This is a genomic window from Streptomyces sp. NPDC058289, from assembly GCF_042880975.1.
Classification (GTDB): domain Bacteria; phylum Actinomycetota; class Actinomycetes; order Streptomycetales; family Streptomycetaceae; genus Streptomyces; species Streptomyces stoeckheimensis.
This window is the reverse complement of the sequence record NZ_JBHVYI010000007.1, coordinates 65,535-90,169: the sequence shown is the minus strand read 5'-3', so window position 1 is coordinate 90,169 and position 24,635 is coordinate 65,535. Positions and strand designations below refer to the sequence as shown.

Below are 24,635 nucleotides of genomic sequence, written 5' to 3'. Positions count from 1 at the left end.
TAACAGCGGAGCCCACAGGGTGACATAGCGTGACCTGCATGGATCAGGAGCACATATCCGGGGACGGCGAAGGCGCGGGCAGGCGGCGGTTCCTCGCCCTGGCGACGGGGGCCGCAGCCACCGCCGCCGGGCTGGGGGCCGTGGCCGGCTGCACGAGCGGGGACGCCGGGTCGGCGGACGGGGCGGGGCCCGGCGAGAGCCCGGAGCCGTCCGGTACCCCGCAGAAGAAGGAGGGGCCGCACGGCTTCGACGTCCGGGCCGAGAACGCCCGCCCGGGGAACGCCGACTGGCAGGTCACCAAGGCCGGCCCGGCCCGCGCCATCGAGGGCTTCGCCGACCGGGTCAGCGTGCTCCCCGGCGAGTCCTTCGGCCTGCACGTCTCCACCACTGCGCCCCGGTTCACCGTCTCCGCCTACCGCATGGGCTGGTACGGCGGCGCCCGGGCCCGCCTGGTCTGGCGCTCCGAGGCCCTGCCCGGGGTACGCCAGCCCGACCACACGGTGGACGCCTCGACGCGCACGGTCCGCACCCGGTGGGCCCGTAGCACCACCGTCGAGACCAAGGACTGGCCCGAGGGCTGCTACCTGCTGCGCCTCGACGCGCAGGGCGGCGAGGGCCAGCGGTTCGTCCCCGTCACCGTGCGGTCCGCCGCCACGGCCGGACGTACCGTCGTGGTCAACGCGGTGGCGACCTGGCAGGCGTACAACCGCTGGGGCGGCTACGGCAGTTACGACGGCCCCAGTGGCGGATACGCCTCGCGCTCGCTCGCCGTGACCTTCGACCGGCCCTACGAGTACGACGACGGCGCGGGCCTCTTCCTGGTGTACGAGGCTCCGCTGCTCGCGCTCGCCGAACGGCTCGGCATCCCCCTGGCGTACACGACGACCACCGACCTTGCCCGGGAGAAGCGCCTGCTGGAGGGAGCTTCGGCGGTCCTCTCCCTCGGACACGACGAGTACTGGTCACCCGAGCAGCGGGCGCACGTCACGGCAGCCCGGGACGCGGGCACCAACGTCGCGATCCTGGGCGCGAACTGCTGCTACCGCCGGATCCGGCTGGAGGCCTCCGAGCTCGGGCCGGACCGCACGGTGGTCTGCTACAAGTCCTCCTACGAGCAGGATCCCGGCTTCAAGCGCGGCCACCCCGCCACCGTCGACTTCCGTTCCCCGCCGGCCGCCGACCCGGAGAGTTCGCTGCTCGGCGTGATCTACGACGGCTACCCGGTGGACGCCCCGTACGTGGTGACCAACCCGGGCCACTGGCTCTTCGAGGGCACCGGCGCGAAGGCCGGCGAGAGCTTCCCGCACCTGGTCGGCGTGGAGTACGACAAGGTCAACACCGGTTTCACGACCCCGCGCCCGATCGAGATCCTGGCCCACTCCCCCGTGGTCTGCGAGGGCCGCCCGAGCCACCAGGACACGGCGTACTACACGACGCCGAGCGGCGCCGCCGTCTTCGCGACGGGGACGATGCGCTGGGTGGAGGCCCTCGACGCGAAGGGCGACGGCCGCAGCGGAGCCAACCACGGCCTGGACGCCCGCTCGGGCGCCCTGACCACGCGGGTGACGGAGAACCTGCTCCGCACCTTCGCGGCGGGCCCGGCGGGACGGACGCATCCGGCGCAGGACAACGTGAAGGCGGTGTACGGGGGTCCGAGCGCGTGAGGCCCGCCCCTCGACCACTCCACGGCTCCACGGCTCCACGGCTCCACGGCTCCACCCAAACGCACTGGACTCATCCCGTAAGGGCTGTTTAGGATCATGTCGCGGCATCGCGTGTCGGTCACCGGCTGGGTGAGGCATGGAGGTGCCGAGAGTGCCTTTCGGAGGCATCCACTCATGACGGTTCAGCTCAACCACACGATCATCCAATCCCGTGACCACCGGGAGTCGGCCGAATTCCTGGCCTACTTCCTCGGCCTGGAGGTCGGAGCCCCCTGGGGCCCCTTCATCCCCGTCGAGATCGCCAACGGCGTCACCCTGGACTTCGCGACCATCGCCGCCGAGTCCATCACCCCGCAGCACTACGCGTTCCTCGTCTCCGAGGCCGAGTTCGACGAGGCCTTCGAGAAGATCAAGCAGGCGAGGATCACCTACTTCGCCGATCCGCACGGACAGCGCCCCGGCGAGATCAACCACAACGACGGCGGCCGCGGCGTCTACTTCCTGGACCCCTCGGGCCACGGAATGGAACTGATCACCGTCCCGTACGGCGGCTTCAAGCAGTAGGTCCGGCCCGGCCCGCCCCGGCGCTCCGTTCAGTCGAGCATGCGCCGCATGACCCACTCCGGTAGCGCCGGGTTCCCGGCCGCCGCCCTTGCCGTCTCCTCGTCGGCGAGCAGCCGGGCCAGCGCGGGCACGGGAAGCCGCGGATGTTCCGCGGCTTCCCGGCGGACCGACGGGGACGGGTCGCCGAGCAGCCGCAACGCCGACTCCCCGGACAGCCGGGGGTCGGTCGCCGCCCGAGCCCGGACCTCCTCGTCCTCGTCCCGGCTGAAGCGTTCCACCAGCTCCGCCGTGGAGTCCGGGTCGTCCAGCGCGAGCTGCCGAAGTCGCCGGTTGGGGTCCTCGGCGTAGCGGAGCAGGTTCCGGCCGGGGAAGTTCGGGTGGCCGTAGGGGCGATTCGGTGTGGAGAAGCTGCCGGTCCACCAGGTGAAGACCTCCAGCAGCATGTCCGCCGGGGCGTCGTCGCACCGCTCCGCGAGGAACAGCCGCACGGTCGGGTCCCGGTCCCGGGCCAGCTGCTCCACGACGTCTGGCGGCAGCCGCCGGGCCATCGCCACGCTGCTGCGCAGCACGGGGTGAACCGAGCCGGCGAGCCGCCGCATCGCCGCGGGATCACCGTGCAGGGCCATCACCCACGGAGCGGGGTGGCGCAGCCCGTCGAGTTCCAGTCCCGGCAGGAAGCCGGCCCGCTCCTCCTCCGTCAGCTCGGGCCGCAGCGATACGGCAAGGCGTACGGCGTGGGCGGGATCTGCGGCCAGTGCGGCGACCTGGTCGGGCTCCAGGTAGGGGTTCGCCGCGAGGAAAGCTCGCCAGGTGGGGTCCGGGCTCCCGCTGAGGCGCAGCACGAGGTCCCGGTCCAGCCGCCGGGTCTCCACGAGGTCGAACGTCACCCTCACCCTGTCGAAGAGCTCGCACGTGACCGGGGCCTCCTCGTGCCGGGCCAGCGCGACCGCCGTCCGCACCACCTCGGCGGTGTCCTCGGCCAGCCGGGCCCGCAGCCCGTCGTCGAAGCGCGCCCAGGCCGACTCGGCCGCCGCCGCGCGCACGGTGGCCGCCGGATCGGCGGCCAGGGCCCGGAGCAGCCGCTCCGGCATGCGGGGCAGGCTCGCGGCGTCCGCCCGCGCGTCGTCGGAGCGGGCCGCGGCCAGCGCTTCGTACACGTCCTCCGTCAGCAGCCCCCCGGCGGCGTCCGCCGCGTACGCCAACTGGTACCGGCGCCGGTCGTTCGGCTCTCCCCGCACGAGCCGGGACCACTGTTCGGTGGTGAGTGTGACGCAGGTCCGGGTTCCGGTCCTCGAGAACCGCAGCGTTGTGCCCCGATGCTCGGCCAGGCTGCCGCGCACCCTCCAGTCCGGGTGTGCGATCGCCGCCTCCACCACCGCCTGCGGCAGGTCCGCCCGGTACGGCAGTTGGTCGCTGATGCCGAGCATCGCCACCAGGATCCCGTCGGGCGCGGCACGGTTCATGCTCAGGCCCTCCAGTCTCTCCTGGCGCAGCCGTGGGCCGGCCGCCTCCCCGAACTCCAGCCCGTCCCAGCCCGCCACCGCGTCAGTACCCCGTTCGCTCCCCATCCTCCGGAAGGTAGACGATGTGCGGCGCGCCCGTCGTCGGGTGGGTGCCGATGCGGGTGCGGACCCCGTAGACCTCGGCCAGCAGGGGCTCCGTCAGCACCTCCGCCGGGGTGCCGGAGGCCGCCACGCGGCCGCCCGCCAGGACGTACAGGCGGTCGCAGTACATCGCGGCCAGGTTGAGGTCGTGCAGGACCAGCAGGGCGGTGGCCGGCAGGGCGCGGACCAGGCCGAGGATCTCCAGTTGGTAGCGGATGTCCAGGTGGTTGGTCGGTTCGTCCAGGGCGAGCAGGCCGGGGTCCTGGACGAGGGCGCGGGCCACCAGGGCGCGCTGGCGCTCGCCGCCCGAGAGCCCGTCGAAGCGGCGGTCCGCGAGGGCGGCCGCGCCGACGGTGTCCAGGGCCCGCGCGACGCGGCGTACGTCGTCGGGTCCGTCCTGCTCCCAGAACCGCTTGTGCGGGCTTCTCCCCATGGCGACCACCTCGCGCACGGTCAGCCCGAAGGTGCCGGCCGCATCCTGGGGCACCACCGCCACCCGCCGGGCGCGGTCCTTGACGCCCAGCGAGGCCGCGTTCGCGCCGTCCAGCAGGACGCGCCCGCCGGTCGGGCGCAGGGCGCCGTAGATGCAGCGCAGCAGTGTCGTCTTGCCGCTGCCGTTGGGACCGACGACCCCGACCGTCTCGCCGGGGCGGGCGGTGAGGTCGATCCCGTGCAGCAGCGGCTGCCCGTCGATCTCGTACCGCACGGCCTCGACGGCGAGTTCCGCAGCTTCCGCCGCCTCCGCTGCCTCCGCCACCGGCTCGGCCACCGGCCCCGTAGGCCGTCCCACCCTCATCCCACGACCCCTTCGGTACGGGTGGACCTGCGCAGCATCCACAAGAAGAACGGCCCGCCGACCAGCGCCGTGACCACGCCCACCGGGATCTCCTCCGGCGCGGCGGCGGTACGGGCGATCAGGTCGGCCAAGGTCAGGAACACCGCCCCGCCCAGCGCGGCCACGGGCAGCAGCGCCCGGTGCCCGGCGCCGACGGCCATCCGGGCGGCGTGCGGGACCATCAGCCCCACGAAGCCGATCGCCCCGCTGTAGGCCACCAGTACGCCGATGACGAGCGAGGTGAGGACGAACACGGCGGCCCGGAAGCGGCCCGTGTCCAGGCCGAGCGTCTGGGCGCCCTCCTCCCCCGCGAGCAGCAGGTCGAGCGGCCGGGCCAGGGCGACGAGCAGCCCGGTGCCCAGGAGCAGGGCCCCGGCGGGCAGGGCCAGTTCGCTCCAGCGCGCCCCGCCCAGCCCGCCGAGGGTCCAGAACAGCACGCTGCGGATCTGATCGGGATGGGCGGCCAGCACCAGGATGAGGCTGGTCAGGGCGGACAGCACGTACTGGACGGCGACTCCGGCGAGGATCAGCCGGCCGGTGGTCATGGTGCCGCCGCGCCGGGCCATCGCGTAGACGGCGACGAGCGCGCCCATCGACCCGGCGAACGCGGCGAGCGGTACCGCGGTCCCGCCCGCGAAGCCGAGGAACCCGGCGCCGAAGACGATCACCAGCACCGCCCCGGCCGAGGCCCCGGAGGAGGCTCCGAGCAGGAACGGGTCGGCGAGCGGGTTGCGTACGAGGGCCTGGAGCACGGTTCCCGCGACGGCGAGTCCCGCGCCGACGACGGCTCCGAGCAGGACGCGCGGCATCCGGACGTCCCACACGATCGCCCCGAACGCTCCTGCTCCCCCTCCGGGTCCCGGCCCTCCGAGCACGATGTCGAGCACCCGCCCCGGAGGGATCCGTACCGGCCCCAGGGCCAGGCCCGCCAGGGCCGACGCGGCCAGCGCGGCGGCGAGCAGGGCCAGTACGACCGGCGTACGGGTGAACGCGCGGGCGGCCCGGAGCCTCACGGGGCGGCGGGGTGGAGCTGGCCGCCCAGCGATTCGACGGCGTCGGCGACGCGTACGCCGAGCACGGCGGAGGACAGCGGGAGCACGACGAACCGCTGGTTCTTGACCGCGGGGACCTGTGCCAGCGCCGGATCGTTCAACAGGCGCTGCTTCTTGGCTTCGACGGTGGTGCCGCCGTAGTCGTAGATGAGGACGACCTCGGGCTTGCGCTCGATGACCTTCTCCCACGACACGTCGCCGAAGGTGTCGTCGAGGTCGGCGAACACGTTCGTCCCGCCCGCCATCGAGACGATCTCGTTGCCGATGCCCTTGCCGCCCGAGGTGAAGGCGGAGGCCTCGCCCGAGTCGTAGACGAAGACGGCGGGCTTGGCCCGGTCCTTCACGCGCGCGCTGACGGCCTCGATGCGGCGCTGTTCGTCCGCGATGAGCCGCTCGCCGCGCTCGGGCACGCCGAAGGTCCGTGCCACCTCGGTGATTTCGGTCCTGAGCTGGTCGAGGCCGACCTTGCCCTCGGTGCAGTACTCCACGCTGAGGCGGGAGTTGATGCCGGACTTGGCGAGTCCCTCGCGGTCGCGGCCCTGCGCCTTGTCGAAGGCGCTGGAGTAACCCCCGTACACGAAGTCGGGGTTGGCGCCGAGGAGGATCTCCTTGGAGGGGTACTCCTTCGCCAGCACCTTGATCTTGTCGTACGCGGGCCGATAGGCGGGCAGTACGGCGTCGTCCAGGTAGGCCGTCCCGACCGTCCTTCCCTCCAGCCCGAGGGCCAGGAGGATCTCGGTGGCGTGCTGGTTCATCGTGACCGCACGCTGTGGCGGTGCCTGATAGGTGCTGGTGACACCGCAGTTGGTGACCGTGTACGGGAATCCGGGCGCGGCGCTCGCCGCCGCCTTCGCGTCCTGCGCTGCGGGTGATCCCCCGCACGCGGCCAGCGGTATCAGGAGGGGGACGGGCAGGAGCGCGCGCAGCAGCGCACGGGGGTACGAAGACATGGTGAAGCCTCTCCGGGGGATCCGCGTCCCCTGGTCGAACCGAAAGAGGCGGTGCGTCAGTGTCTGACTCCCGGGTCCCCGCACGGGGGTGTCCGGTCACAGTGGCGGGACCGCACCGGATTCGCACCGGTTTCCTGTCCTGCACCGCCTGGATAACCCGGCCCAGTGTGCCAGAAGGGCGACGTCAGCGTTGCGCGCGCACCGCGTCGGCCGCCCGGGAGGCGAGGGTCCGCAGCGCCTCGTCGGAGGGTGATCCCGGCTCGGCCGTGTAGAGGTAGAGGGTCTGGTCGGGGTCGTCGGGGAAGGCGAGGGACTCGTACTCCAGGGCGAGTTCGCCGACGAGGGGGTGCCGGAAGCGCTTGGTCCCGTGGGTGTGTTCGAGCACGTCGTGCCCGGCCCACCAACGCCGGAAGTCACCGTCGAGCGCGCCTAGTTCCTCGACGAGCGGACTCAGGTCCGGATCGTACGGGTGTCGGCCCGCGTAGAACCGCAGCGCGGCGACGGCTGCGCGCGCGGCGCTCTCCCAGTCGGCGAAGAGCCCGCGGGCGGCGGGGTCGAGAAAGAGGAACCGCGCCAGATTGCGCCCGCGATGACCGGGCGCGCCCGACTCCGGGGTGTCCGGCTCCGAGGCGTGGGGCTCCGGGGTGTCCGGCTCCGAGGTGTGGGGCTCTGCCGCGCCGAAGTCGGCGTACAGGGCCTCGGCGAGCCGGTTCGCGGCCAGGACCTCAAGCCGGCGCCCCATGATCATCGCCGGGGTGCCGTCGTCGAGGGCGTCCAGTACCCGGTACAGACCGGCCCGGACCCGCTGCGGGCCGGCGGCTTCCGCGGGGCCGGGGGCTCCGGCCGCCGCGCCGGCTGCTCGCCCGGGCCCGGTGGCCCGCTGCGGCCGGGCCAGGTCGAAGAGGTGGGACCGCTCGGTGGCGTCGAGCCTCAGCGCACGGGCCACGGCGTCGAGGACCTCATCGGAGACGTGCAGGGTGCGCCCCTGCTCCAGCCGCGTGTAGTAGTCGACGCTGACCCCCGCAAGCTGCGCGACCTCCTCCCGCCGCAGCCCGGGCACCCGCCGCCGCCCCGGGTGGGCGGCGACCCCCATCTCCTCGGGACCGATGCGGGCACGCCGGGAACGCAGGAAGTCCCGCAGGTCGGAACGGGGCTCTCGCCCGGCGGTGGCGTTCATTCCCCCAGGCTAGGCGGTTTCCCCGGGTTCCTCGGGCACCTCCGGGTTCCTCGGGCGCCTCCGCACCCCGGCCGGGCCGGTCCGACATCGCGAGACACCCCCGCACCAGGCCGGCGGCGGAGCACTGCGCACGGAACGGGCGCACCGCCGGCAGCCGGGCGGGTCGAGGGGACCGATCCGGGCCCACCCCACCACGCCGGTCCATTGAGCAGCCCGGCCGAGCCACCCCCGCTCACCCTGCCCGTCCCCCGTCCGCGCGGGCCGTGTCACAGCCCGGTCACAGCGGCCCCACAGGACCCGCTCCCGGGCCACCATGACCCGATGCGCAGACACCACGTGATCATCGCCCTCACCGGCGCCGGAATCCTCGCCCTCACCGGTTGCGGCAGCGACTCCGACGCACCGACCCCCGACAAGCCCTCCACCTCGACCGTGCCGAGCGCCGACCCGAGCGCCCGACCCAGCGCCGATCCGAGCGCGGCCCGCCCGGACAGCGGCCTCCCGCCGAGCCCCGCACCCGCGCAGCGCGCCGCCTACCTGGCCGCGCTGAACAAGATCGACCCCGAGATCGTCAACGGCAACGACGACAAGGCCGTCTCGCGCGGCCTCGACCAGTGCCAGTCCATGAAGGGCGAGAAGGACCCGGCGAAGCGAGTGGCCGGCGCGAACCAGCGCTTCATCGGCCCCAACCACCCCGACGGCTTCGGCCCCGTAAAGTCCGCCCTCATCGTCGCGACCGTCCAGGCCAACCTCTGCCCGACTTACTGAGTTCAGTAGAGTCTGCCCGGCGGAAGATCAACCCCCTCGTGACCCGCCAGTCCACCTTCCTCTTGGGACAGGCCTCACACCGTGACCACAACTCCTCGGCGGCACCGTGCCGCCGCCGCGCTGGCTGCCATGGCCACCGCCTGCGGACTGATCACCGCCGCAGGCGCCACCTCCGCCGCAGCAGCCACGGCGGCGGCGACGTGCCCGTCGTCGCAGTCCACCCGCGATTTCTTCCCCACCACCTCGTTCAGCCAGGCGCCCGTACGGACCGACTGCGACACCACGGTCGACGAGAACTGGGGCACCGGCGCTCCGGCCGCCGGCCTGCCGGCCGATAATTTCGGGGTCCGCTGGACCCTGGACCGGGACTTCGGATCGGGCGGCCCGTTCACCCTGACGGCCACCGGCCAGGACGGCATCCGCGTCTACCTCGACGGGGCCCTTCACATCGACCTGTGGAAGAACGTCGCGGCTGACCAGACGCAGACCGTGAACGTGACGATTCCGCCCGGCACCCACAAGTTGCGCGTCTACACCGTCAACTGGAGCGGCGCCGCCGACATCAAGTTCGGCTACGTGCCCAGGACCTCCGCGGCCGAGGACAAGGTCAAGCCCCTCGCGCCGACCGGCGTCACGTCGGTGCTCGACAACACCACCGCGCAGGTGAAGGTGTCCTGGGCGGCGAACAGGGAGATGGACCTCGGTGTCTACCGGGTCTACCGACGGCTCGCGGGGACCACCGCCTGGACCACCGTCCGCACCACGAAGGCGACCTCCTTCGCCGAGCCGCCACCCGAGGGCGCCGGCCGTACCTACCAGTACCAGGTGCGTGCCTTCGACCTGGCCGGCAACGCCTCTGCCGCGACCGCCGGGCAGCCGGTGACCACCTCCAACGCCGCCGTTCCCGGCGTGCCCCGTGCCACAGCCGCCGACACCGGCATCTCCCTGACCTGGCCGACGTCTCCCGGAGCAACCGGCTACCTGGTCAAGCGGATCGGTGACCCCACCGTCCGCAAGACCACCGCGGCGAGCTTCAAAGACACCGCGGCCCCGCGCTCGGTCGTCTCCGAGTACCAGGTCGCGGCCGTCGACTCGGCCGGCCGGGCCTCCCAGTACAGCACCCCGGTCACCGCTCGCCGCCCGGTCGCGGCACCGCACGAGGTCACCGCGAAGCCTGCCTCGGGCAAGTACGTCGACCTGACCTGGAAGGTCCGCCCGGCAACGGACGGCGCGTACGAGGGCTTCACCGTCTACCGGTCCACCACCCTCCCGGTGAACACCCAGACGGCGGAGGTCTTCTGCGGCAGCCGTACCTCGAAGAAGCTGCCGGACGGGCAGATCCAGTGGACCTGCCAGGACAACGGGACCGCAGCCAACACCAAGTACCACTACGCCGTGAAGGGCTGGGGCGTCGACCAGTACGCGGGCAACACCTCCGTGTCGTCCAACACCGCCACCGTCACCACCGGCTCCCGCGACCAGACACCGCCCCCCGCGGTCACCGGCCTGACCGCGCGGGCCACCGCCTACGGCATCGTCCTGAAGTGGAACGCCAATCCGGCGGCCGACCTCCGGCGTTACGAGGTCTACAGCGGCACCCCGGTGGGTGCGGACTGCTCGGCGGGCGTGGCCGCGTACCTCGGCACCGCTGACACGTCGTACCTGCTGGAAGCGTTGCCGGACGGCGAGGAGCAGTGTTTCTTCGTCGACGCCGTCGACACCACCGGCAACTCCAGCTTCCAGTGGACCGGAGATGCCACGGTCGTGAACGCGACCGAGCTGGACCTGACGCCGTCCGTCGGGACTCCCGAGACCGGACCGGTCGCCCTCGGCGCCACCCGTACGGCCTCCGGCACCGACGTGGAACTGTCGTGGAACACGGTCGCGGACGCCATCGGCTACCTGGTGTACCGCTGGAATCCGACGACCAAGGCCTACGAGAAGCTGACGACCCGGCCCATCACCGGCACCTCGTACACGGACTCCGGCCCGCCCACCGGTACCACCCATTTCTACCGGGTGACCGCCTCGTACGCTGACGGCAAGGAGTCGGTGCCCGGCGGAAACCACGTGATCCTCCCTCCGCCCCACCAGTAGGAGCGCCCCCCGAACCAAGCGACCGGACAGAGTACGTACAGACAAGGCAGACAGGCAGACAAGGCGTACGGCTCCCGGAAGAACCGTGCCTACCTGCGCCGATGGAGGAACAGGGCCGCACCAACCAGCCTTCAGTTAACCCTTTGCCGAGGAACCGATGGACCAGCTACGTTCTCCCAGCCGTCCATGTTGATCCGGACCGGCACTGTCGACGAGGAGGTGTGGAGCACATGCGCAGGAGTGCCCAGCAGTTGAGCCCGCGTACTGACCTTTGCCACCTCCTCACGACGGAGACACCTTGTCGCTCCGCATCACCCCACTGACCGACCCCTCTCACGGGGCACACAGCCGACGCCTTGCATGGCTGGCGTCCGATGCCGATTCCAACCCCGTCGGAACGGCCTTTCTGCGCCTGTTCGATGGCGGACAAGCGCACCTGGCCGAACTGACCCTCCACGTCCACCCCGTGGAGCGCCGCAAGGGCGTCGGCTCCCAGCTCCTCGACACCGCCGTGGCCGCCGCCCGGGACGACGCCCGACGCTGCGTCAGCGCGCAGGCCCGGGCAGGATCGCCCGGCGACCACTTCCTCCCGGCCCACGGCTTCCGCAAGGTCCTCACCCTGAGGTACGCCCGCTTGCCACTGGCCGACGTGGACACCATCGCCCTCGCCGAGGTCATCAAGAGCCCGCATCCCGACTACCGGCTGGCGTCCTGGCAGGGAACCGTCCCCGACGCCCTCGCCCAGACGTTCGCCGCGTCACGCCGGGCCATGGACGACATGCCCATGGAAGACACCGACCACGGAACCACGGCCTGGGACGTGGACCGGGTGCGGGCTGCGGCAAAGGCCGTCCAACAGCGCGGCGACCTGTTGCACACCGTCGTCGCCATCGACACCCGCGACGGCTCGATCGCCGGGTTCACCGAACTCGTCGTCCCCGGCAATGGCACGGGCGATGGCCAGCACTACGGCACCGGCGTCCTGCCCGAGCACCGCGGACACGGCCTCGGCCGATGGATGAAGGCCGAATCGATCCGACAAGCCCGCGAGCGCCATCCAGACCTCGACGGCCTCCTGACCGACACCGCCGACAGCAACACGCACATGAGACACATCAGCGACAGCCTCGGCTACCTGCCCACGCACACGACACTGCAGTACCAGCTCGACCTGTAGATATCGGCTGCGGTCCCTCTTCACCGTCCGCAGGCGATGCCACACCGCCGGCATCGACCACCGACGTGCGCACCGTGGTTCACGACGCTGCTGTGACAGGTCTTGCCCGCGGGCGGACCGAGAGGTACTGGACCTCCGAAGGCATCGCAGCAGTGGCCGCCGGAGACGCCAGGGACGACCTGGTCCAGCCCGAGTGGACCGGTGACGGCTCGATAGCCAAGACGGTCGGCCGGTTGTACGCCTCGGGCACTGACGGCGATCTCGGCGCCTGCACCGCGACCGTCGTCGGAATCCGCACCGTCGTGACCGCGGCCCACTGCGTCAGGACGTCGATCGAGGGGGCGTCCCCGGGCGAGGCCACCTGGGACAAGGACCTCTACTTCGTTCCGGGCTACCGACGCGGTACCGCACCCCACGGCGGGTTCACGGTGCCCCTGATACGGATGGCCGAGAACTGGCAGGCCGACGGCTTGGACGTGGCCATGCTCGAAATGTACCCCGGCGTCGACGGGCGGAACATCTCCGAGGCGACCGGCGCCCAGCCCGTCTCGTTCGCCGGCGAACAGGGCGCGATGACTTACTACTTCGGCTACCCGTACACGGACCGGCTCCTGCACTGCTCGGGCACCGGCGCGTGGGAGGCCGGCAAGAGACTGAGGAGTATCCCCTGCATGATGGGGCCCGGATCGAGCGGCGGCCCGTACCTCTCGGGCGAGTCCGCGTCAGGCAGCGTCGTCGCGGTGAACGTCAGCGGTGGTGAGGGCGTCAGCTACGGAACGGCCCTCGGCGCGTTCGCGGAGCGTCTCTACCGGCAGTCCGAGCACGGCTAGGGGCGCCGCCGGGCACTGGCGGAGAACGGGCCCCGGTCGCACCGGGCGCCACCGAGTCAGGCTGAACCGCCGAGACAACGGCGCGCATCAGCCCACAGCCGCTCGAACTCCTCCTCGGAGATCTCCGCCGCCTCGGGCTGGTCCCGCCAGCCGTCCAGGGGACCTTCGGCGAGAATCCCGTACTGGCCGTCGTAGCGGAACATCGCCGAGAGGTCGGCATGATCACGCACGTACCGGACCTCTTCCAGAGAGGCCGCCGTCATCGGGCGCGAGTCCTTCCCCCGGATCTCGACCTGTCGCGCTACCCAGCCTTCGTCATCGGCCTCGAAGTACAGCCACAGGTCTTCGTCCTCGTAGTACGTGCGGATCCAGCTCGCCATGCAGCCATCCTGACCCACCAGACTCCTGGTACGGAAAAGCCCCCCGGCCGATCAGGGCCGGGGGGCCCCTATCTGTTTGGTCAAGGTGGAGGGGTGCTGGTTCGGGCCTCTGGAACGATGTGCCTGTGCATGCTGATGATCAGGTTGGCGAGGGTGTCTCTGCGGACCTCGCGGTGCTTCTCCGGAGCGCAGACGACAGCCGTCCGGTGATGATCGCTTCCTCCGTCTGTGGCAGTTGTGGCGGGCGTGTGTTCCTCGTGCTCTTTGACGATGCCGAGGGCGGGGCCGAGCGGATGTGTGTTGGTTGCGGCGTCCACGCGTTCATCGCGGATAGCGAGGAGTTTTGGGAGGAGGCGGATCCTGGCGAGGCCGGCTGCCCGTGCGGAAGCAGGGAGTTCGAGGTGGCCGTCGCGTTCTCGCTTGCCGACGATGGGTTGGTCCGCTGGGTGACGGTTGGGCTGCGGTGTCGGAGGGATGGTGCCGTGGGGGTCTATGCCGACTGGAAGATCGATTACGGACCCACGGACCACCTCCTGACCATGGTCTAGGTCTGTGGAACGACGGTCCGAACAGGCTGCGGTTCGTAGAAGGTTCCGTCACGGAGCATCGCAAAGAGGACGTCGGCCCGGCGCCGGGCGAGACAGAGCAGAGCCTGAGTGTGGTGCTTCCCTTGGGCGATCTTCTTGTCGTAGTAGGCCCGCGATGCCGGGTCGCCTAGGGCCGCGAACGCGGAGAGGAAGAAGGCCCTCTTGAGCTGCTTGTTTCCCCTGCGGGAGGGCTGTTCGCCTCGGATCGACAACCCGGAACTGCGGGTCGCGGGCGCGAGACCGGCGTAGGCGGCGAGGTGGCCGGCGGTCGGGAACGTGCTGCCGTCACCGACCTCGATCAGAATCCGTGCTCCGGTCCTGACGCCGACTCCCGGCATCGACCTCAGGACCTTCGAAAGAGGGTGAGCCTCCAGGATCTCCTCGATCCGCCCGACCAGGAGTTTGCGCTGGTCAAGGACGGCGGTCAGAGATTGGGCCAGGCTCGGGACGATCAGCGCGGCCGCGTCCGTGCCAGGGACGGTGACGGTCTGCTCGTCCAGAGCGGTGAAGATTTCCTCGACCAGCCGTTCGGCCATCCTCGGCGCCTTCGGCCGTAACAGCGTCACCAGGCGGCGCCTGCCAGCTTTGCGAATCTGAGCCGGTGATCCGAACCGTTCCAGCAACGTGAGGACAGCCAGGTGCTGCAACCGCGGCCCCAGCACCCGCTCCAGGGACGGATGGATCTGGGTCAGCAGGCCGTGCAGCCGGTTGGCGAACCGGGTCGCTTCGCCGGCGAGGTCGTCGTCGAAGCCGACGATCATCTCCAGTTCGGCGATCGTCTCGTCCTCGCCGTCGATCGCCCGCAGCGTGTGAGGCATCGCGCGGGCCGCGTCCGCGATGATGAACGCGTCCTTCGCGTCCGTCTTGGCCTCGCCCGGGTAGAGGTCGGCGATCCGCCGCATCGTCAGCCCGGGAAGGTAGGCGACCGGGCAGCCCATGTCCCTCGCGACGGCCAGCGGCAGAGCCCCGATCGAGGCAGGCTGGTCGACCACGACCAGCACCGTTCCGTGCTTGGCCTGCAGCTTGGCGAACAGCTCGCGGAGCTTGGGTTCGGTGTTGGGCAGGCGCTTGTCGAATGCCTTCTTTCCGGCCGGGGTGACGGCGGTGGCGTGGTGTTCGCCCTTGCCGTCCAGGCCGAGGAAGACGTCGATGCCGCCGGTGTCGATCACGTGCAAGCCCCTCCGCTCACGCTTTCGTCCGGCCTTGCCACGGCACCGAGCTGCCACATCCACGTTACGGAGAGCTCTTCCGGCCTGGGTGAAGCCGGTGCTCAAGCCCCTCATCAGCGGTCCGTCGATGCCTCCGGGCCCGGTGACACCACCCCCCGGATCATCAACAACAAGGGGGGGAAGTCATGCCGGACCCGAAGGCCGGTAGCCCCATTGCGGAGCCACGAAAAAGGTAACGGGGGGGCAAACGGCACGCGCAGCCCGCCGGACACCCAGGCAGGAGAATCGCGACGACTTCACCGCGGTCACAGACCGGATGAGCGGTGAGATCACGGGGCAGGGCCACCGCATCACTCAGCCAGAGACAACGACCGGCGTTCAGAACCGGTGTCTTGAGGGGGCTGGCGTCGCCATCGCCTGTCTCATCGGCCGGGTGCGCGAGCTTCGCGGCTACATCCGCGCCGTCGGCATGGAACCGCCGACGGCTGAGCCGACCCCGGAGAAGGCGCGCGAGTTCATCCACCGCGATGTGTGAGAGAACTGGAGTGCGAGCAGCCCCCACCCCTCACGGGTGGGGGCTTTTGCTGTGCCTGGGGTCAGGTGGGCGGCTGTCCACTGCCCGTGAAGGCGACCTCGCCCCGCTTCCTACTGGGCCCGTCGCTGGCTCTGATGAACCCCTCCTTGCCATCCGGCATGCGCAGGACGGCCGCGCGAGCGTTCAGCAGCTCCCGCTCGAGCCCGGGATCGTCGGCCGTGAGGGAGCCGAACCACGTCTTCGGGGTGCCGTCGTCGAAGATGGAAACCCGGGCATGGACTGCCCGTTCGGTCCCGTCGATCACCAGTACCGCGTCGCTCTCGAGTTGTCTCGGCATGCCGCCAGTGTGCACCCGAAGATCGGGGGCAGGCGTCAGCCGCGATAACCGCCACGTCTCAACGGACGCCAGTAGCATCATCCCCTCGCCGAGGGGGTGCTTGATGTTGCTCGCCCGATCACTTCTGACCACTACCGTTCAAACAGTTCCGATTGCAGCACTCACGACCGTGGTGTTGGGCACCTGGCTGGCCCCGTGGATCGCCCGCCGTCAGGTTTCGGCGGACGCTCGTCGAACTAGTCGGCGAGTGGCGAGTCCACCTAGTGCCGCATCAGGCAACGTGGGTGCCGTCGAGGGTGAACGTGGTTCACGGTCGGGTCTTTGTGTCTGCCGCCGCGTTCGGCCCACTGCCCGCCCGGGTGGGGTTGCAGGTTCAGCGGGCCGAACTCGTCCAGGCAGAACACCACCTCCGGCTCGCCGTCCTCGGGTATGACCTCGCCGTCGGCGATCGCACAGAGGTGTTCGACGCGGGCCTTCTTGGCGGCGTAGTCCGGATCGTGAGAGGTCTTCCAGGTCTTATGCGTGGGAACGAGACGCCCTCCTCACGGAGCAGGACCCGCAGGCCCTCGCGGCTGATGCAGGTCGAGAACGGCAGGCCGTGCTCGACCGGCTTGGACTTGGCGTTCTTCTTGATTTCCGGGCGCTCGGGCAGGGTGAAGGTCCTCGGCCGCCCGCCCGCGTACTTCGGAAGAGGGAGTCGAAGCCCGTCAGCGTTGAAGTTGTGGATTACATCCCGGACCCGGTCCGCGCTGGTGAACGTCACCTCGGCAATCTGCGCCCGGCGCCAGGTCACCACCGACTTTGTGCCCCTACGGATGATCCGCAGCAGCAGCAGCCGCCTGCCCTCGTCGTCGTCGATCTCACGGAGCCGCACTCGCTCTGCCACCGGCACAGCTTGCCGGACGCGCGCGCCGGCGTGGAATCCGGACGGTGCGTCACCTCGCCACAGCACAAGGGCCGCTGATGCGGCGCTACCCGAGATTCAAAACCTCATCATCCGCGTGCGTACCGAACTCGGCGACGCGCACCTCCGCGATGCGCTCGTACCGGCTGATCCGGTCGGTCCACTCCGCGTCCACGCCGAACGCCACCTGCGCGAAGCCCACCCGCCCGACGGCCTCGGCCAGGCCCGGATCGCCAGGGGCCAGCAGCCGCACCGGCGCGTCAAGCGCCACGGTGTGCGGCGGCACGAAGTACTCGTCCGGCAAAACGGTACGCGCATGGACGAGCGCGCCGACAGCGACAACCGAGCCGGCCCCCAACCGTGCGCCTTGGAGGACCGTTGCCGAGGTCGCCACATAGACGCACCTGCCGACCTCGCAGCCCAGCAGCGTGGCATGCGGCCCCACGAAGACGTGGTCGCCGACAAGCACCGGCTGATCGCCGGCGACCGCAGACCCGCGCAACACCGCGTTCTCGCAGATCACCGCCGCCTCCCCGACCTCGATCCGAGACCCCTCGGCATCGAGGACCGCACCGTACATCACCCGCGCCCTTGGCCCCACGCGCACATCACCGACGAGCGTGGCCGTCGGGGCGACGTAGGCGGTGGGATGGACCTGCGGTTCATGCCCGCGATGCCGGATGCGGATTCCCTGCGCTTCAGTGATCATGAGCGGATTCTCTGCCGACCGATCGCGAGCATGCTGGCGGATTTCCGACGTCGCGTTCGCCGAGACATGCGCCATCCGCGATCTGAGGCACTACAGGGCGAACGTTGGCTGCTACGGCACTGGCTGAAGAGGTCGGGCCGAGCCTCGACCGTGAGCATGACGATGCCACTTACGGAGACTTCTACAGTCAGGAGGCTGTGGTCCTGGCGTACCAGAAGGCAGCTCTGGAGGGATCTCTCCCGATATTGAGGTCTCAGAGTCCCGGATCAACGGGCATCTCGGCGTCATGGAGCAGTCGCAGCTCCCTCACGAGGATCATCCACGCGCCCTGGCCGCCAGGCGATGGCCGTGGAGTCGCCCGGGACGATGTCGTCCGGGTCCGGGACATCGATGCGCCGGAGGAATTCGATGAGGTCTCGGTCGGAGTAGGCGACGCCGAGGACGGTGTCGACGCCGAGGATCCGGATCACGACCCGTCGGCCTCCCGACGGGGAGATTCGGTGCACGAGGATCGGCGCATGGTCCATGGCTCCAGCCTGCGACGTCACGGCCGGTCGGGCATCCCGGGGTCAGTCGCCCCAGGCGTCGGGGCCGCCACCCTGCCAGCGAATCGGCGGCCAGCCCGCCGCGGTCTCCAGGCCGGCGGCTCGGAACATGTCGACGACTCCCGCGAAGGAATGCGCCACGCCGAGTGGCCGATCCTCGCCATGAACGTGCGCCGTCACCGCGCGGCCGCCGTCCCGGTCGGCAGGGTGGACGACGATGTGCGTGCGGTCGGGCATACGTCCAGCGTGCGCGGCTCAGGGCAATTCAGCACGCCGAGGGCCACGTCGGGCGACAGAAGGGACAGGCGGGGACTCCATCGACGGCAAACGCACGCCGCGCGGCATCCCTAAGATCGGATGGTGGGGTGGGAGGTGGAGCGCTGTAGTCAGACTGCCGGCGCGGGTAGCGAGAGCGAATCGCCCCATAGTCAAAGCGCACACAGACACAGAAAAGCCCAGGTTCAGATTGCTCCGGCCTGGGCTTTCGACAGGTAAGTACCTGGTCATTCCTTGCAGGGGTGGCAGGGCTCGAACCTACGACAACCGGTTTTGGAGACCGGTGCTCTACCAACTGAGCTACACCCCTTCGGTGAGACCAACCATGCCATGGCGTACTCCGAAGATCCACTGAATTCGGTGGTCAACCGCGAGGAATTTCGGTCCGGGTCCGCGCGCCGCCGGACCCGAGCCAGTCGATGAGCGGGCCGTCCTCGCTGGTCAGGGCGATGTCGAGCGGAGTCAGGCCGCCGTGGCCGATCCAGTTGATGTCCGCTCCTTGAGACAACAGGTATTGCGCCGTGGACAGTTGACCCCCGTGGCACGCCCCCCAGAAGGCGCTGGTGATCTCATCCGGATCCGCACCCGCCGCGACGGACTCCTCGACCGCGGCGAGCAGTCCGAGGGTGGCCGCGTCCTGGAGGGTGGGGCGGGCTCCGAGTTCGAGGAGTCTGCGCGCCGCCCTCCACTGCCCGAAGCCGGTCGCGTCGGCCAGGGGGGCGCCGCCTCCCAGGATCGAACCCGGGGCTTCGATGTCGGCCCCGGCTTCGACCAGGGCGTCGATCGCGGTGACGTCGTCGTTGCTCGCGGCCCAGTGCAGCGGCGTTTCCCGGTGCGAGCCGACGAAGCGGGCCCCCGGGTCGGCTCCGGCGGCGACGAGGGTACGGATCACCTCCGCGGTCCGCGGGTAGTGGCCGGGCCAGTCCACGGCGAGGTGCAGCAGGCTCCGCTCGCCCGCCGCCTCGCCCCGCTTCACGATCCGGCTCCCCGCCAGCCCGGGGTGCGCGGCCAGTAGCCGCCGGAGTCCGTCCAGGTCGCCGCCCCGGATCGCGGCCGTGACGGCTACGGCGAGCGGGTCCTCCGATGCGAGAGCGAGCATGCCGCCCAGCCTACGAGCCCGCGGCAACCCTGGAGCCCCCGGTCGACGCGGGGCGCGCGCCCCCCCTCTACGGAGGATCGAGGACAGGGTGAAGAGCGGTGCGGTGGCATCAGGTTCCCCCCGGCGCGGAGCAGCCCGGTCGGGCCCCGCCGGACGACGCCGCACCCGCGCGTGCTCGTCGCCCGCGCGTGCTCGTCGCCCTCGCGCGCTCGTCGCCCTCGCGGTGCTGACGGCCGCCCTGCCCCTCGGCCCCACCCCTGAGTTCCGGTGCCGGTCCAGGCCCGGACAGCTCCGGCGAGACCGTCTCCCTCACCGGAACCGCCCCGGCGAGCGCCTCGACGTGACCCTCACCCGGGTGGCCGACCCGACGGGCCCCCACGCCCGACAACGCGGACCGGCTGGTTTCCGTAGAGCTGCGCCTGGAGAACGGGCGCGCCGGACGCCCCGGACACCCTCCCGTCCGCACCGACTTGCCCCACCCCCTTGACCCGCTGTGGTCCAGACCAATAGTTTCCGCATGCACAGCGCACGCGCCCCGGCACCACTCACCGCATCCGCAAAGGAAGCCCATGCGCCGCAGCATGCTCGGCAGGCTGGCAGTCGCCGCCTGCTCCCTCTCCCTGCTGACCGCCTTCGCCCCCGCCCACGACGGCTCCGGCCACGAAGACTCCGGGCACGGCCGCTCGTACAAGAAGGTCGGCTACTTCACCCAATGGGGCGTCTACGGACGGGACTTCCAGGTCCAGGACCTGGAGAAGAACGGCAGCGCGAGCAAGCTCACGCACATCAACTACGCCTTCGGCAACATCAGCGCGGACGGCAAGTGCTTCACCGGAAACATCCCCGGTGAGGCCGACGCCTGGGCCGACTACGTCCGTCCGCTGGACGCCGAGAACTCGGTGGACGGCGTCGCCGACGACTGGGTCCAGCCGCTCGCCGGCAACTTCAACCAGCTCCGCGAGCTCAAGGCCAAGCACCCCGGCCTCAAGGTCCTGCTCTCCCTGGGCGGTTGGAGCTGGTCCACGCACTTCTCGGACGCCGCGCTCACCCCGGCCTCGCGCAAGGCCCTCGTGTCCTCCTGCATCGACCTGTACATCAAGGGCAACCTCCCGCAGGACGGCAGCCGCGGCGGCGCGGGTTCGGCCGCCGGGATCTTCGACGGGTTCGACATCGACTGGGAGTGGCCCGGCTCGTCGGGCGACACCGACACCACCTACCGCCCCGAGGACAAGAAGAACTTCACCGCGCTGGTGAGCGAGTTCCGCACGCAGCTCGACGACTACGCCCGCAGCCAGAAGCGGAAGGCGAAGTACGAGCTGTCCGCCTTCGTCCCGACCGCCCCCGCCAAGATCGACGCGGGCTTCGACGTCCGCCGGATCATGCGCGACCTCGACTTCGTGACCCTCCAGGGCTACGACTTCCACGTCTCCGGCGAGGCGACCACCGCCCAGCAGTCCGCGCTGTACGCGAGGAACGACTTCAGCGTCGACGGCACCGTGGACGCCTGGGAGCGGCGCGGCGCACCCGCGCACAAGCTCGTGATGGGCATGCCGTTCTACGGGCAGGGCTGGACCGGCGTCAGCGGCGGCGGGGACGGCATGGGGCAGCCCGCGACGGGTCCGGCTCCCGCCACCTGGGCATCCGGGTACGCGGACTACAAGGAGCTCAAGCAGCTTGCGGCGTCCGGCACTTACAAGCTCCACCGGGACCGCCGCAACGGCAGTGCCTGGCTGTTCGACGGCACCACCCTGTGGACGTACGACGACCCGCAGGTGCTGCGCACCAAGACCCGCTACATCCGTGAAGAGGGCCTCGGCGGCGCGATGTTCTGGTCGCTGGACGCGGACACCGCCGACGGTGAGCTGATGACCGCGGTCGACGAGGGACTGCGCGGCCGCTGACGGCCCCGCCCCTGAACAGCGCCGCCGGGCCGTGGAAAACGACCCGTCCCGGCGGCGCCCCACCCCTTACGCTCCCCGCATGAAGACGCAGACGGTACGAGCGGTCAACGCACTCACCTCGCGCTGGGCCGGCCGGGCCGTGACGGGCGACGAGGGCACGGTCCTCACCGCCGCCGGGGTCTGGCCGCTGCTGGCCCTGCTCGCCGACGGCGCGGCGGGACCTGCCCGCAGCGAGCTGGAACAGGCCCTCGGCATACCCGCCGACACGGCGGTCGACGCCGCCCGGGAGTTCCTCACCGCCCTGGACGGCGTACGGGGCCTGCGCGCCGCCACCGGTTTCTGGGCCGCGCGGGACCTCCTCCTGGAGGAGGCGTGGTCGGCCCGGCTCCCCGCCGGGACCCGGGGCACCCTCACCGGCGACGGGGACACCGACCGCAAGGCCCTGGACGCCTGGGCCGCCGACCGCACCGATGGACTCGTCGAGCAGATGCCGGTCCCCGTCGACGAGGAGACGCGCTTCGTGCTCGCCTCCGCACTCATGCTGCGCATGCGGTGGATCCAGCCCTTCCACGCCTGGACGACCGAGATCGGCGAAGGCCCCTGGGCGAGGCAGGAGGTGCAGGCCCTGAGCCGCAGTACGACCCTCCTCGACCGGGTCCGCGTGGCCCGGGCGCCGGGCGGTCCGGTGACCCTGCTGGAGGTGGTGGGCGACGGCGGGGTCGACGTCCACCTCGTCCTGGGCGAGCCGCAGGCCCCGCCGGGCCGGACCCTCCAGGCGGGCATCGCGGCCGTCACCAGGGAGATCCCTTCCACGGGCGCGAGCCTGCTGCCCGAGGGAAACCCGGGGCCGGGGCTGCGCATCGGGAGCGTCCTCTCGGAACGCCGCGAACACCGGCTGCACATCAGCACGGTGGCCTTCGAGGTGAAGGGCGACCACGATCTCCTCGACCCGGCCTGGCTGTTCGGCTTGCAGAGCGCCTCCGACACCCGGACCGGCCACTTCCCGGGCATCAGCGGCGAGCCGTTGGCCGTCGGCGTCGCCCGGCAGTCGGCAGTGGCGCGCTTCCACTCCGAGGGGTTCGAAGCGGCCGCCGTGACGGCGATCGGGCTTGCCGCCGGCTGCGCGATGCCCCGGCTGAGGTACCGCGTCCGACAGGCCCAAGTGGCCTTCCACCGCCCCTTCGGCTTCCTCGCCGTCCACCGGACCTCGCGCCTGGTGCTCGCCGCGGGCTGGGTGGCGGAGCCCCTCCCGTACGAGGTGAAGGACCATGCGGCGGAGGAAGCGGAGGCCTGGGCGAAGCTGGATGCCGAAGAATGGGATTGAGCCGGTCCCGCTCCGCCGGGCCGGTGCCCGTACGCTCCGCTCCATGGACAACTCGACGGTGGAGGCGGTCAACCGCCTGACGGCACGGTGGGCGGCACGGCGGTCGGCGCAGTCCGCGGACACGGGCGACGGCGACGGCGACGGCGACGGCACGGTGTTCACCGCGGCCGGGCTCTGGCCGCTGCTGGCCCTGCTCGCGGACGGCGCCGACGGGCCGGCCCGCACCGAGCTGGCCGAAGCCCTCGGCATACCCGCCGACTCGGCGGCCGAAGCCGCCCGGGAGCTGCTGACCGCGCTGGACGGCGTACGGGGCGTGCGGGCCGCCACCGGCCTGTGGGCGCGGCGGGACCTCCCGCTGGAGGCGGCTTGGTCCGCCCGGCTCCCCGCCGGGACCCGGGCCACCCTCACCGGCGACGAGGACACCGACCGCAAGGCCCTGGACGCCTGGGCGGCCGAACGCACCGGCGGCCTCGTCGAGAAGATGCCGGTCGAGGTGGGCCCGCACGTCGAGTTGGTCCTCGCCTCCGCGCTCGCGCTGCAACTGACCTGGGAGCAACCCTTCTTGGAGCGGCCCGTGCGGCCGTCACACGGCCCGTGGGGCGGGCGCTCCCTGCGTGGGCTGGCCGTCACCCACGCCTTCCCCGAGCGGATCCGGGTGGCCCGGGGGCCCTCGGGCCCGGTGACCCTGCTCCGTGTGCCGGGCGCGCCCGGTGCCCGCGGTGCGGACGTGCACCTGCTGCTCGGTGAGCCCGGGGACGTGCCCGGGGACGTCCTGACGACCGGGATCGCCGAGGTCACCGGCGCGCTCGCCTCCTCGACCGCGAGGGAGCTTCCCGACGGCGAAGCGGGTCCCGGGCTGTCGCTGCGCACGGTGGACTCGTCCAGCCCAGAACCCGTGGCCCGGATCGGCACGGTGGCCTTCGGCATCCGCGCCGAGCACGATCTGCTGGAGCACGCCGAGCTGTTCGGGCTCGCCTCCGCGGCCGCCCGCCCCGGTCACTTCCCCGGCATCTCCTCCGTCCCGCTCGCGGTCCGCTCCGCCCGCCAGTCGGCCGTGGCCCGCTTCCACGCGGAGGGGTTCGAGGCCGCGGCCGTCACCGCCGTCGGCATGTTCCGCGGGGCCGCGAGGACCCGGTCGTACCGGGTCCGACAGGCCGAGTTCGAGGTGGACCGGCCCTTCGGCTTCCTCGCCGTCGACCGGGATTCCGGTCTCGTGCTGTTCGCGGGCTGGGTCGCCGACCCCGATACCCTCACCTGATGACTTCGGACAAGATCACCGCGACCGACTCCGGCACCTGGCTCCTCGGCGACCTCCCGGTCCGCCGCATCGGGTTCGGCGCGATGCGCCTCACGCACCTCGCCGACGGCTCCCCCAGCGACCGCGACCGCGTGACCGGGGTGCTGAGGCGGGCCGTCGAACTGGGCGTCAACCACATCGACACGGCAGCCTTCTACTTCTCCGCGACCCGCTCCGCCAACGAGCTCATCAACCGGGCCCTCGCCCCGTACGCCGACGAGCTGGTCATCACCACCAAGGTCGGGCCGGCCCGCGATGCCGCCGGCGAGTGGTGGTGGGCCACGCCCGAGCAGTTGCGCGGACAGGTCGAGGAGAACCTGCGCCAGCTCGGGCGCGACCACCTGGACGTCGTCAACCTGCGCGTGCAGCGCCAGGCGACGACCGGTTCGATCGCCGAGCACTTCGGGGCGCTCGCCGAGCTGCGCACGGCCGGGCTGATCCGGCACCTGGGCGTGTCCAACGCGCGGCCGGACCACCTCGCCGAGGCGCAGGCCATCGCTCCCGTGGTCTGCGTGCAGAACGCGTACGGGATCGGTTCGCCCGGCGAGGAGCACGCGTTCCTCGACGCGTGCGGCGAGCAGGGCATCGCCTTCGTTCCCTTCTTCGCGATCGCGGGCACGGGCAAGGAGGCCGGAGGGGTCACCGAGGAGGGCCCGGCGGTACGCGATCTCGCGCGGGCCCACGGCGTGTCCCCGGCCCAGCTCCGCCTGGCGTGGACCCTGAGCCGGGGCGCGCACGTCCTCGCCATCCCGGGCACCGGGAACCCGGAGCACCTGGACGAGAACGTCGCCGCCGGCGCGCTGCGGCTGTCGGCCGGGGAGACGGCCCTGCTCGCAGCCGGGTAGCCCCCGGTG

At 71.4% G+C, this 24,635-nt stretch carries 24 protein-coding genes, 1 tRNA gene, 1 pseudogene and 1 riboswitch; of the genes and pseudogenes, 12 read left to right on the top strand and 14 right to left on the bottom strand.

What is annotated here, in order from left to right; translation table 11 throughout:
* Window positions 1–38: 38 nt before the first annotated feature.
* Complete coding sequence (locus ACFVX6_RS05360; protein WP_389688178.1) at window positions 39–1,664, top strand: N,N-dimethylformamidase beta subunit family domain-containing protein; 1,626 nt, start codon at window positions 39–41, stop codon at window positions 1,662–1,664.
* Window positions 1,665–1,838: 174 nt separating this feature from the next.
* The gene (locus ACFVX6_RS05355) at window positions 1,839–2,228 is read left to right on the top strand and encodes a VOC family protein (protein WP_389688176.1); all 390 of its coding nucleotides are present in this window, start codon (window positions 1,839–1,841) and stop codon (window positions 2,226–2,228) included.
* Between the two features lie 29 nt (window positions 2,229–2,257).
* On the opposite strand, the gene ACFVX6_RS05350 is transcribed toward ACFVX6_RS05355, so the two are convergent.
* The 5 genes from ACFVX6_RS05350 to ACFVX6_RS05330 form a co-directional block, all read right to left on the bottom strand.
* Window positions 2,258–3,796: a PE-PGRS family protein gene (locus tag ACFVX6_RS05350; protein ID WP_389688174.1), complete on the bottom strand. Its 1,539-nt coding sequence runs from the start codon at window positions 3,794–3,796 to the stop codon at window positions 2,258–2,260.
* A complete protein-coding gene (locus ACFVX6_RS05345) occupies window positions 3,774–4,628 on the bottom strand; it encodes an ABC transporter ATP-binding protein (RefSeq protein WP_389688172.1) in 855 nt (284 codons plus the stop codon). The genes ACFVX6_RS05350 and ACFVX6_RS05345 overlap by 23 nt, the downstream gene beginning before the upstream one ends.
* A complete protein-coding gene (locus ACFVX6_RS05340; protein WP_389688170.1) occupies window positions 4,625–5,680 on the bottom strand; it encodes a FecCD family ABC transporter permease in 1,056 nt (351 codons plus the stop codon). The genes ACFVX6_RS05345 and ACFVX6_RS05340 overlap by 4 nt, the downstream gene beginning before the upstream one ends.
* Window positions 5,677–6,669 carry an ABC transporter substrate-binding protein gene (locus ACFVX6_RS05335; protein ID WP_389688168.1) on the bottom strand — a complete coding sequence of 331 codons (993 nt, stop codon included), beginning with the start codon at window positions 6,667–6,669 and terminating at the stop codon, window positions 5,677–5,679. Before ACFVX6_RS05335 ends, ACFVX6_RS05340 begins: the two co-directional genes overlap by 4 nt.
* A 37-nt stretch (window positions 6,670–6,706) precedes the next feature.
* Window positions 6,707–6,844: riboswitch (cobalamin riboswitch) on the bottom strand.
* A 9-nt stretch (window positions 6,845–6,853) separates the two neighbouring features.
* Window positions 6,854–7,846 carry a helix-turn-helix transcriptional regulator gene (locus ACFVX6_RS05330; RefSeq protein WP_389688166.1) on the bottom strand — a complete coding sequence of 331 codons (993 nt, stop codon included), beginning with the start codon at window positions 7,844–7,846 and terminating at the stop codon, window positions 6,854–6,856.
* A 321-nt stretch (window positions 7,847–8,167) separates the two neighbouring features.
* Here ACFVX6_RS05330 and ACFVX6_RS05325 point away from each other — a divergent pair, with 321 nt between their 5' ends.
* From ACFVX6_RS05325 to ACFVX6_RS05310, 4 genes are all read left to right on the top strand, one after another.
* Window positions 8,168–8,614, top strand: coding sequence for a hypothetical protein (locus tag ACFVX6_RS05325; RefSeq protein ID WP_389688164.1), 447 nt, complete (start codon window positions 8,168–8,170; stop codon window positions 8,612–8,614).
* Window positions 8,615–8,695: 81 nt separating this feature from the next.
* A complete protein-coding gene (locus ACFVX6_RS05320) occupies window positions 8,696–10,711 on the top strand; it encodes a PA14 domain-containing protein (protein WP_389688162.1) in 2,016 nt (671 codons plus the stop codon).
* A gap of 298 nt (window positions 10,712–11,009) precedes the next feature.
* On the top strand, window positions 11,010–11,888 hold the full coding sequence (locus ACFVX6_RS05315; RefSeq protein WP_389688160.1) for a GNAT family N-acetyltransferase: 879 nt from the start codon (window positions 11,010–11,012) through the stop codon (window positions 11,886–11,888).
* Between the two features lie 92 nt (window positions 11,889–11,980).
* Window positions 11,981–12,718 (top strand): trypsin-like peptidase domain-containing protein, encoded by a 738-nt coding sequence (locus ACFVX6_RS05310; protein ID WP_389688158.1) that lies wholly within the window; start codon window positions 11,981–11,983, stop codon window positions 12,716–12,718.
* Between the two features lie 56 nt (window positions 12,719–12,774).
* Here the strand turns inward: ACFVX6_RS05310 and ACFVX6_RS05305 are convergent, their stop codons facing one another.
* Entirely contained in the window at window positions 12,775–13,098 is a 324-nt protein-coding gene (locus ACFVX6_RS05305; RefSeq protein WP_389688156.1) for a hypothetical protein, read from the bottom strand.
* Window positions 13,099–13,223: 125 nt separating this feature from the next.
* Here ACFVX6_RS05305 and ACFVX6_RS05300 point away from each other — a divergent pair, with 125 nt between their 5' ends.
* On the top strand, window positions 13,224–13,646 hold the full coding sequence (locus ACFVX6_RS05300) for a hypothetical protein (protein ID WP_389688154.1): 423 nt from the start codon (window positions 13,224–13,226) through the stop codon (window positions 13,644–13,646).
* On the opposite strand, the gene ACFVX6_RS05295 is transcribed toward ACFVX6_RS05300, so the two are convergent.
* Window positions 13,643–14,854: an IS110 family transposase gene (locus ACFVX6_RS05295; RefSeq protein ID WP_389688152.1), complete on the bottom strand. Its 1,212-nt coding sequence runs from the start codon at window positions 14,852–14,854 to the stop codon at window positions 13,643–13,645. The genes ACFVX6_RS05300 and ACFVX6_RS05295 overlap by 4 nt on opposite strands.
* Before the next feature lie 316 nt (window positions 14,855–15,170).
* On the opposite strand from ACFVX6_RS05295, the gene ACFVX6_RS05290 reads away from it, so the two are divergent.
* Complete coding sequence (locus ACFVX6_RS05290; protein ID WP_389688150.1) at window positions 15,171–15,389, top strand: hypothetical protein; 219 nt, start codon at window positions 15,171–15,173, stop codon at window positions 15,387–15,389.
* Window positions 15,390–15,450: 61 nt separating this feature from the next.
* Here ACFVX6_RS05290 and ACFVX6_RS05285 read toward each other — a convergent pair whose 3' ends face one another.
* The 7 genes and pseudogenes from ACFVX6_RS05285 to ACFVX6_RS05255 form a co-directional block, all read right to left on the bottom strand.
* The gene (locus ACFVX6_RS05285) at window positions 15,451–15,726 is read right to left on the bottom strand and encodes a hypothetical protein (protein ID WP_389688146.1); all 276 of its coding nucleotides are present in this window, start codon (window positions 15,724–15,726) and stop codon (window positions 15,451–15,453) included.
* Between the two features lie 314 nt (window positions 15,727–16,040).
* Window positions 16,041–16,612, bottom strand: a pseudogene (locus tag ACFVX6_RS05280) (IS630 family transposase); the annotation flags it as partial.
* Window positions 16,613–16,697: 85 nt separating this feature from the next.
* The gene (locus ACFVX6_RS05275; RefSeq protein ID WP_389688144.1) at window positions 16,698–17,339 is read right to left on the bottom strand and encodes a gamma carbonic anhydrase family protein; all 642 of its coding nucleotides are present in this window, start codon (window positions 17,337–17,339) and stop codon (window positions 16,698–16,700) included.
* 284 nt (window positions 17,340–17,623) lie between these two features.
* Window positions 17,624–17,866, bottom strand: a complete 243-nt coding sequence (locus tag ACFVX6_RS05270; protein ID WP_389688142.1) for a hypothetical protein — start codon at window positions 17,864–17,866, stop codon at window positions 17,624–17,626.
* Window positions 17,867–17,908: 42 nt separating this feature from the next.
* On the bottom strand, window positions 17,909–18,121 hold the full coding sequence (locus ACFVX6_RS05265) for a hypothetical protein (protein ID WP_389688140.1): 213 nt from the start codon (window positions 18,119–18,121) through the stop codon (window positions 17,909–17,911).
* Between the two features lie 276 nt (window positions 18,122–18,397).
* A tRNA-Trp gene (locus ACFVX6_RS05260) sits at window positions 18,398–18,470 on the bottom strand.
* Between the two features lie 54 nt (window positions 18,471–18,524).
* Entirely contained in the window at window positions 18,525–19,259 is a 735-nt protein-coding gene (locus ACFVX6_RS05255; protein ID WP_389688138.1) for an ankyrin repeat domain-containing protein, read from the bottom strand.
* A gap of 569 nt (window positions 19,260–19,828) precedes the next feature.
* On the opposite strand from ACFVX6_RS05255, the gene ACFVX6_RS05250 reads away from it, so the two are divergent.
* The 4 genes from ACFVX6_RS05250 to ACFVX6_RS05235 all read left to right on the top strand — a co-directional run bounded on the left by ACFVX6_RS05250 (window position 19,829) and on the right by ACFVX6_RS05235 (window position 24,626).
* Window positions 19,829–21,160 (top strand): glycoside hydrolase family 18 protein, encoded by a 1,332-nt coding sequence (locus ACFVX6_RS05250; protein WP_389688136.1) that lies wholly within the window; start codon window positions 19,829–19,831, stop codon window positions 21,158–21,160.
* Between the two features lie 79 nt (window positions 21,161–21,239).
* On the top strand, window positions 21,240–22,484 hold the full coding sequence (locus ACFVX6_RS05245; protein WP_389688134.1) for a serpin family protein: 1,245 nt from the start codon (window positions 21,240–21,242) through the stop codon (window positions 22,482–22,484).
* A 43-nt stretch (window positions 22,485–22,527) separates the two neighbouring features.
* Window positions 22,528–23,742, top strand: a complete 1,215-nt coding sequence (locus ACFVX6_RS05240) for a serpin family protein (protein WP_389688132.1) — start codon at window positions 22,528–22,530, stop codon at window positions 23,740–23,742.
* Window positions 23,742–24,626, top strand: coding sequence for an aldo/keto reductase (locus ACFVX6_RS05235; RefSeq protein ID WP_389688130.1), 885 nt, complete (start codon window positions 23,742–23,744; stop codon window positions 24,624–24,626). Before ACFVX6_RS05240 ends, ACFVX6_RS05235 begins: the two co-directional genes overlap by 1 nt.
* Window positions 24,627–24,635: the final 9 nt, after the last annotated feature.

Excerpts from the sequence above, each read along its gene's own strand:
- ACFVX6_RS05270 (WP_389688142.1), bottom strand. The coding sequence starts at position 17,866 with ATGGACCATGCGCCGATCCTCGTGCACCGAATCTCCCCGTCGGGAGGC.
- ACFVX6_RS05255 (WP_389688138.1), bottom strand. The coding sequence starts at position 19,259 with ATGCTCGCTCTCGCATCGGAGGACCCGCTCGCCGTAGCCGTCACGGCC.
- ACFVX6_RS05355 (WP_389688176.1), top strand. The coding sequence starts at position 1,839 with ATGACGGTTCAGCTCAACCACACGATCATCCAATCCCGTGACCACCGG.
- ACFVX6_RS05250 (WP_389688136.1), top strand. The coding sequence starts at position 19,829 with ATGCGCCGCAGCATGCTCGGCAGGCTGGCAGTCGCCGCCTGCTCCCTC.
- ACFVX6_RS05345 (WP_389688172.1), bottom strand. The coding sequence starts at position 4,628 with ATGAGGGTGGGACGGCCTACGGGGCCGGTGGCCGAGCCGGTGGCGGAG.
- ACFVX6_RS05325 (WP_389688164.1), top strand. The coding sequence starts at position 8,168 with ATGCGCAGACACCACGTGATCATCGCCCTCACCGGCGCCGGAATCCTC.
- ACFVX6_RS05235 (WP_389688130.1), top strand. The coding sequence starts at position 23,742 with ATGACTTCGGACAAGATCACCGCGACCGACTCCGGCACCTGGCTCCTC.
- ACFVX6_RS05330 (WP_389688166.1), bottom strand. The coding sequence starts at position 7,846 with ATGAACGCCACCGCCGGGCGAGAGCCCCGTTCCGACCTGCGGGACTTC.
- ACFVX6_RS05265 (WP_389688140.1), bottom strand. The coding sequence starts at position 18,121 with ATGCCCGACCGCACGCACATCGTCGTCCACCCTGCCGACCGGGACGGC.
- ACFVX6_RS05360 (WP_389688178.1), top strand. The coding sequence starts at position 39 with ATGGATCAGGAGCACATATCCGGGGACGGCGAAGGCGCGGGCAGGCGG.
- ACFVX6_RS05240 (WP_389688132.1), top strand. The coding sequence starts at position 22,528 with ATGGACAACTCGACGGTGGAGGCGGTCAACCGCCTGACGGCACGGTGG.
- ACFVX6_RS05285 (WP_389688146.1), bottom strand. The coding sequence starts at position 15,726 with ATGCCGAGACAACTCGAGAGCGACGCGGTACTGGTGATCGACGGGACC.
- ACFVX6_RS05275 (WP_389688144.1), bottom strand. The coding sequence starts at position 17,339 with ATGATCACTGAAGCGCAGGGAATCCGCATCCGGCATCGCGGGCATGAA.
- ACFVX6_RS05335 (WP_389688168.1), bottom strand. The coding sequence starts at position 6,669 with ATGTCTTCGTACCCCCGTGCGCTGCTGCGCGCGCTCCTGCCCGTCCCC.
- ACFVX6_RS05305 (WP_389688156.1), bottom strand. The coding sequence starts at position 13,098 with ATGGCGAGCTGGATCCGCACGTACTACGAGGACGAAGACCTGTGGCTG.
- ACFVX6_RS05290 (WP_389688150.1), top strand. The coding sequence starts at position 15,171 with ATGAGCGGTGAGATCACGGGGCAGGGCCACCGCATCACTCAGCCAGAG.
- ACFVX6_RS05245 (WP_389688134.1), top strand. The coding sequence starts at position 21,240 with ATGAAGACGCAGACGGTACGAGCGGTCAACGCACTCACCTCGCGCTGG.
- ACFVX6_RS05350 (WP_389688174.1), bottom strand. The coding sequence starts at position 3,796 with ATGGGGAGCGAACGGGGTACTGACGCGGTGGCGGGCTGGGACGGGCTG.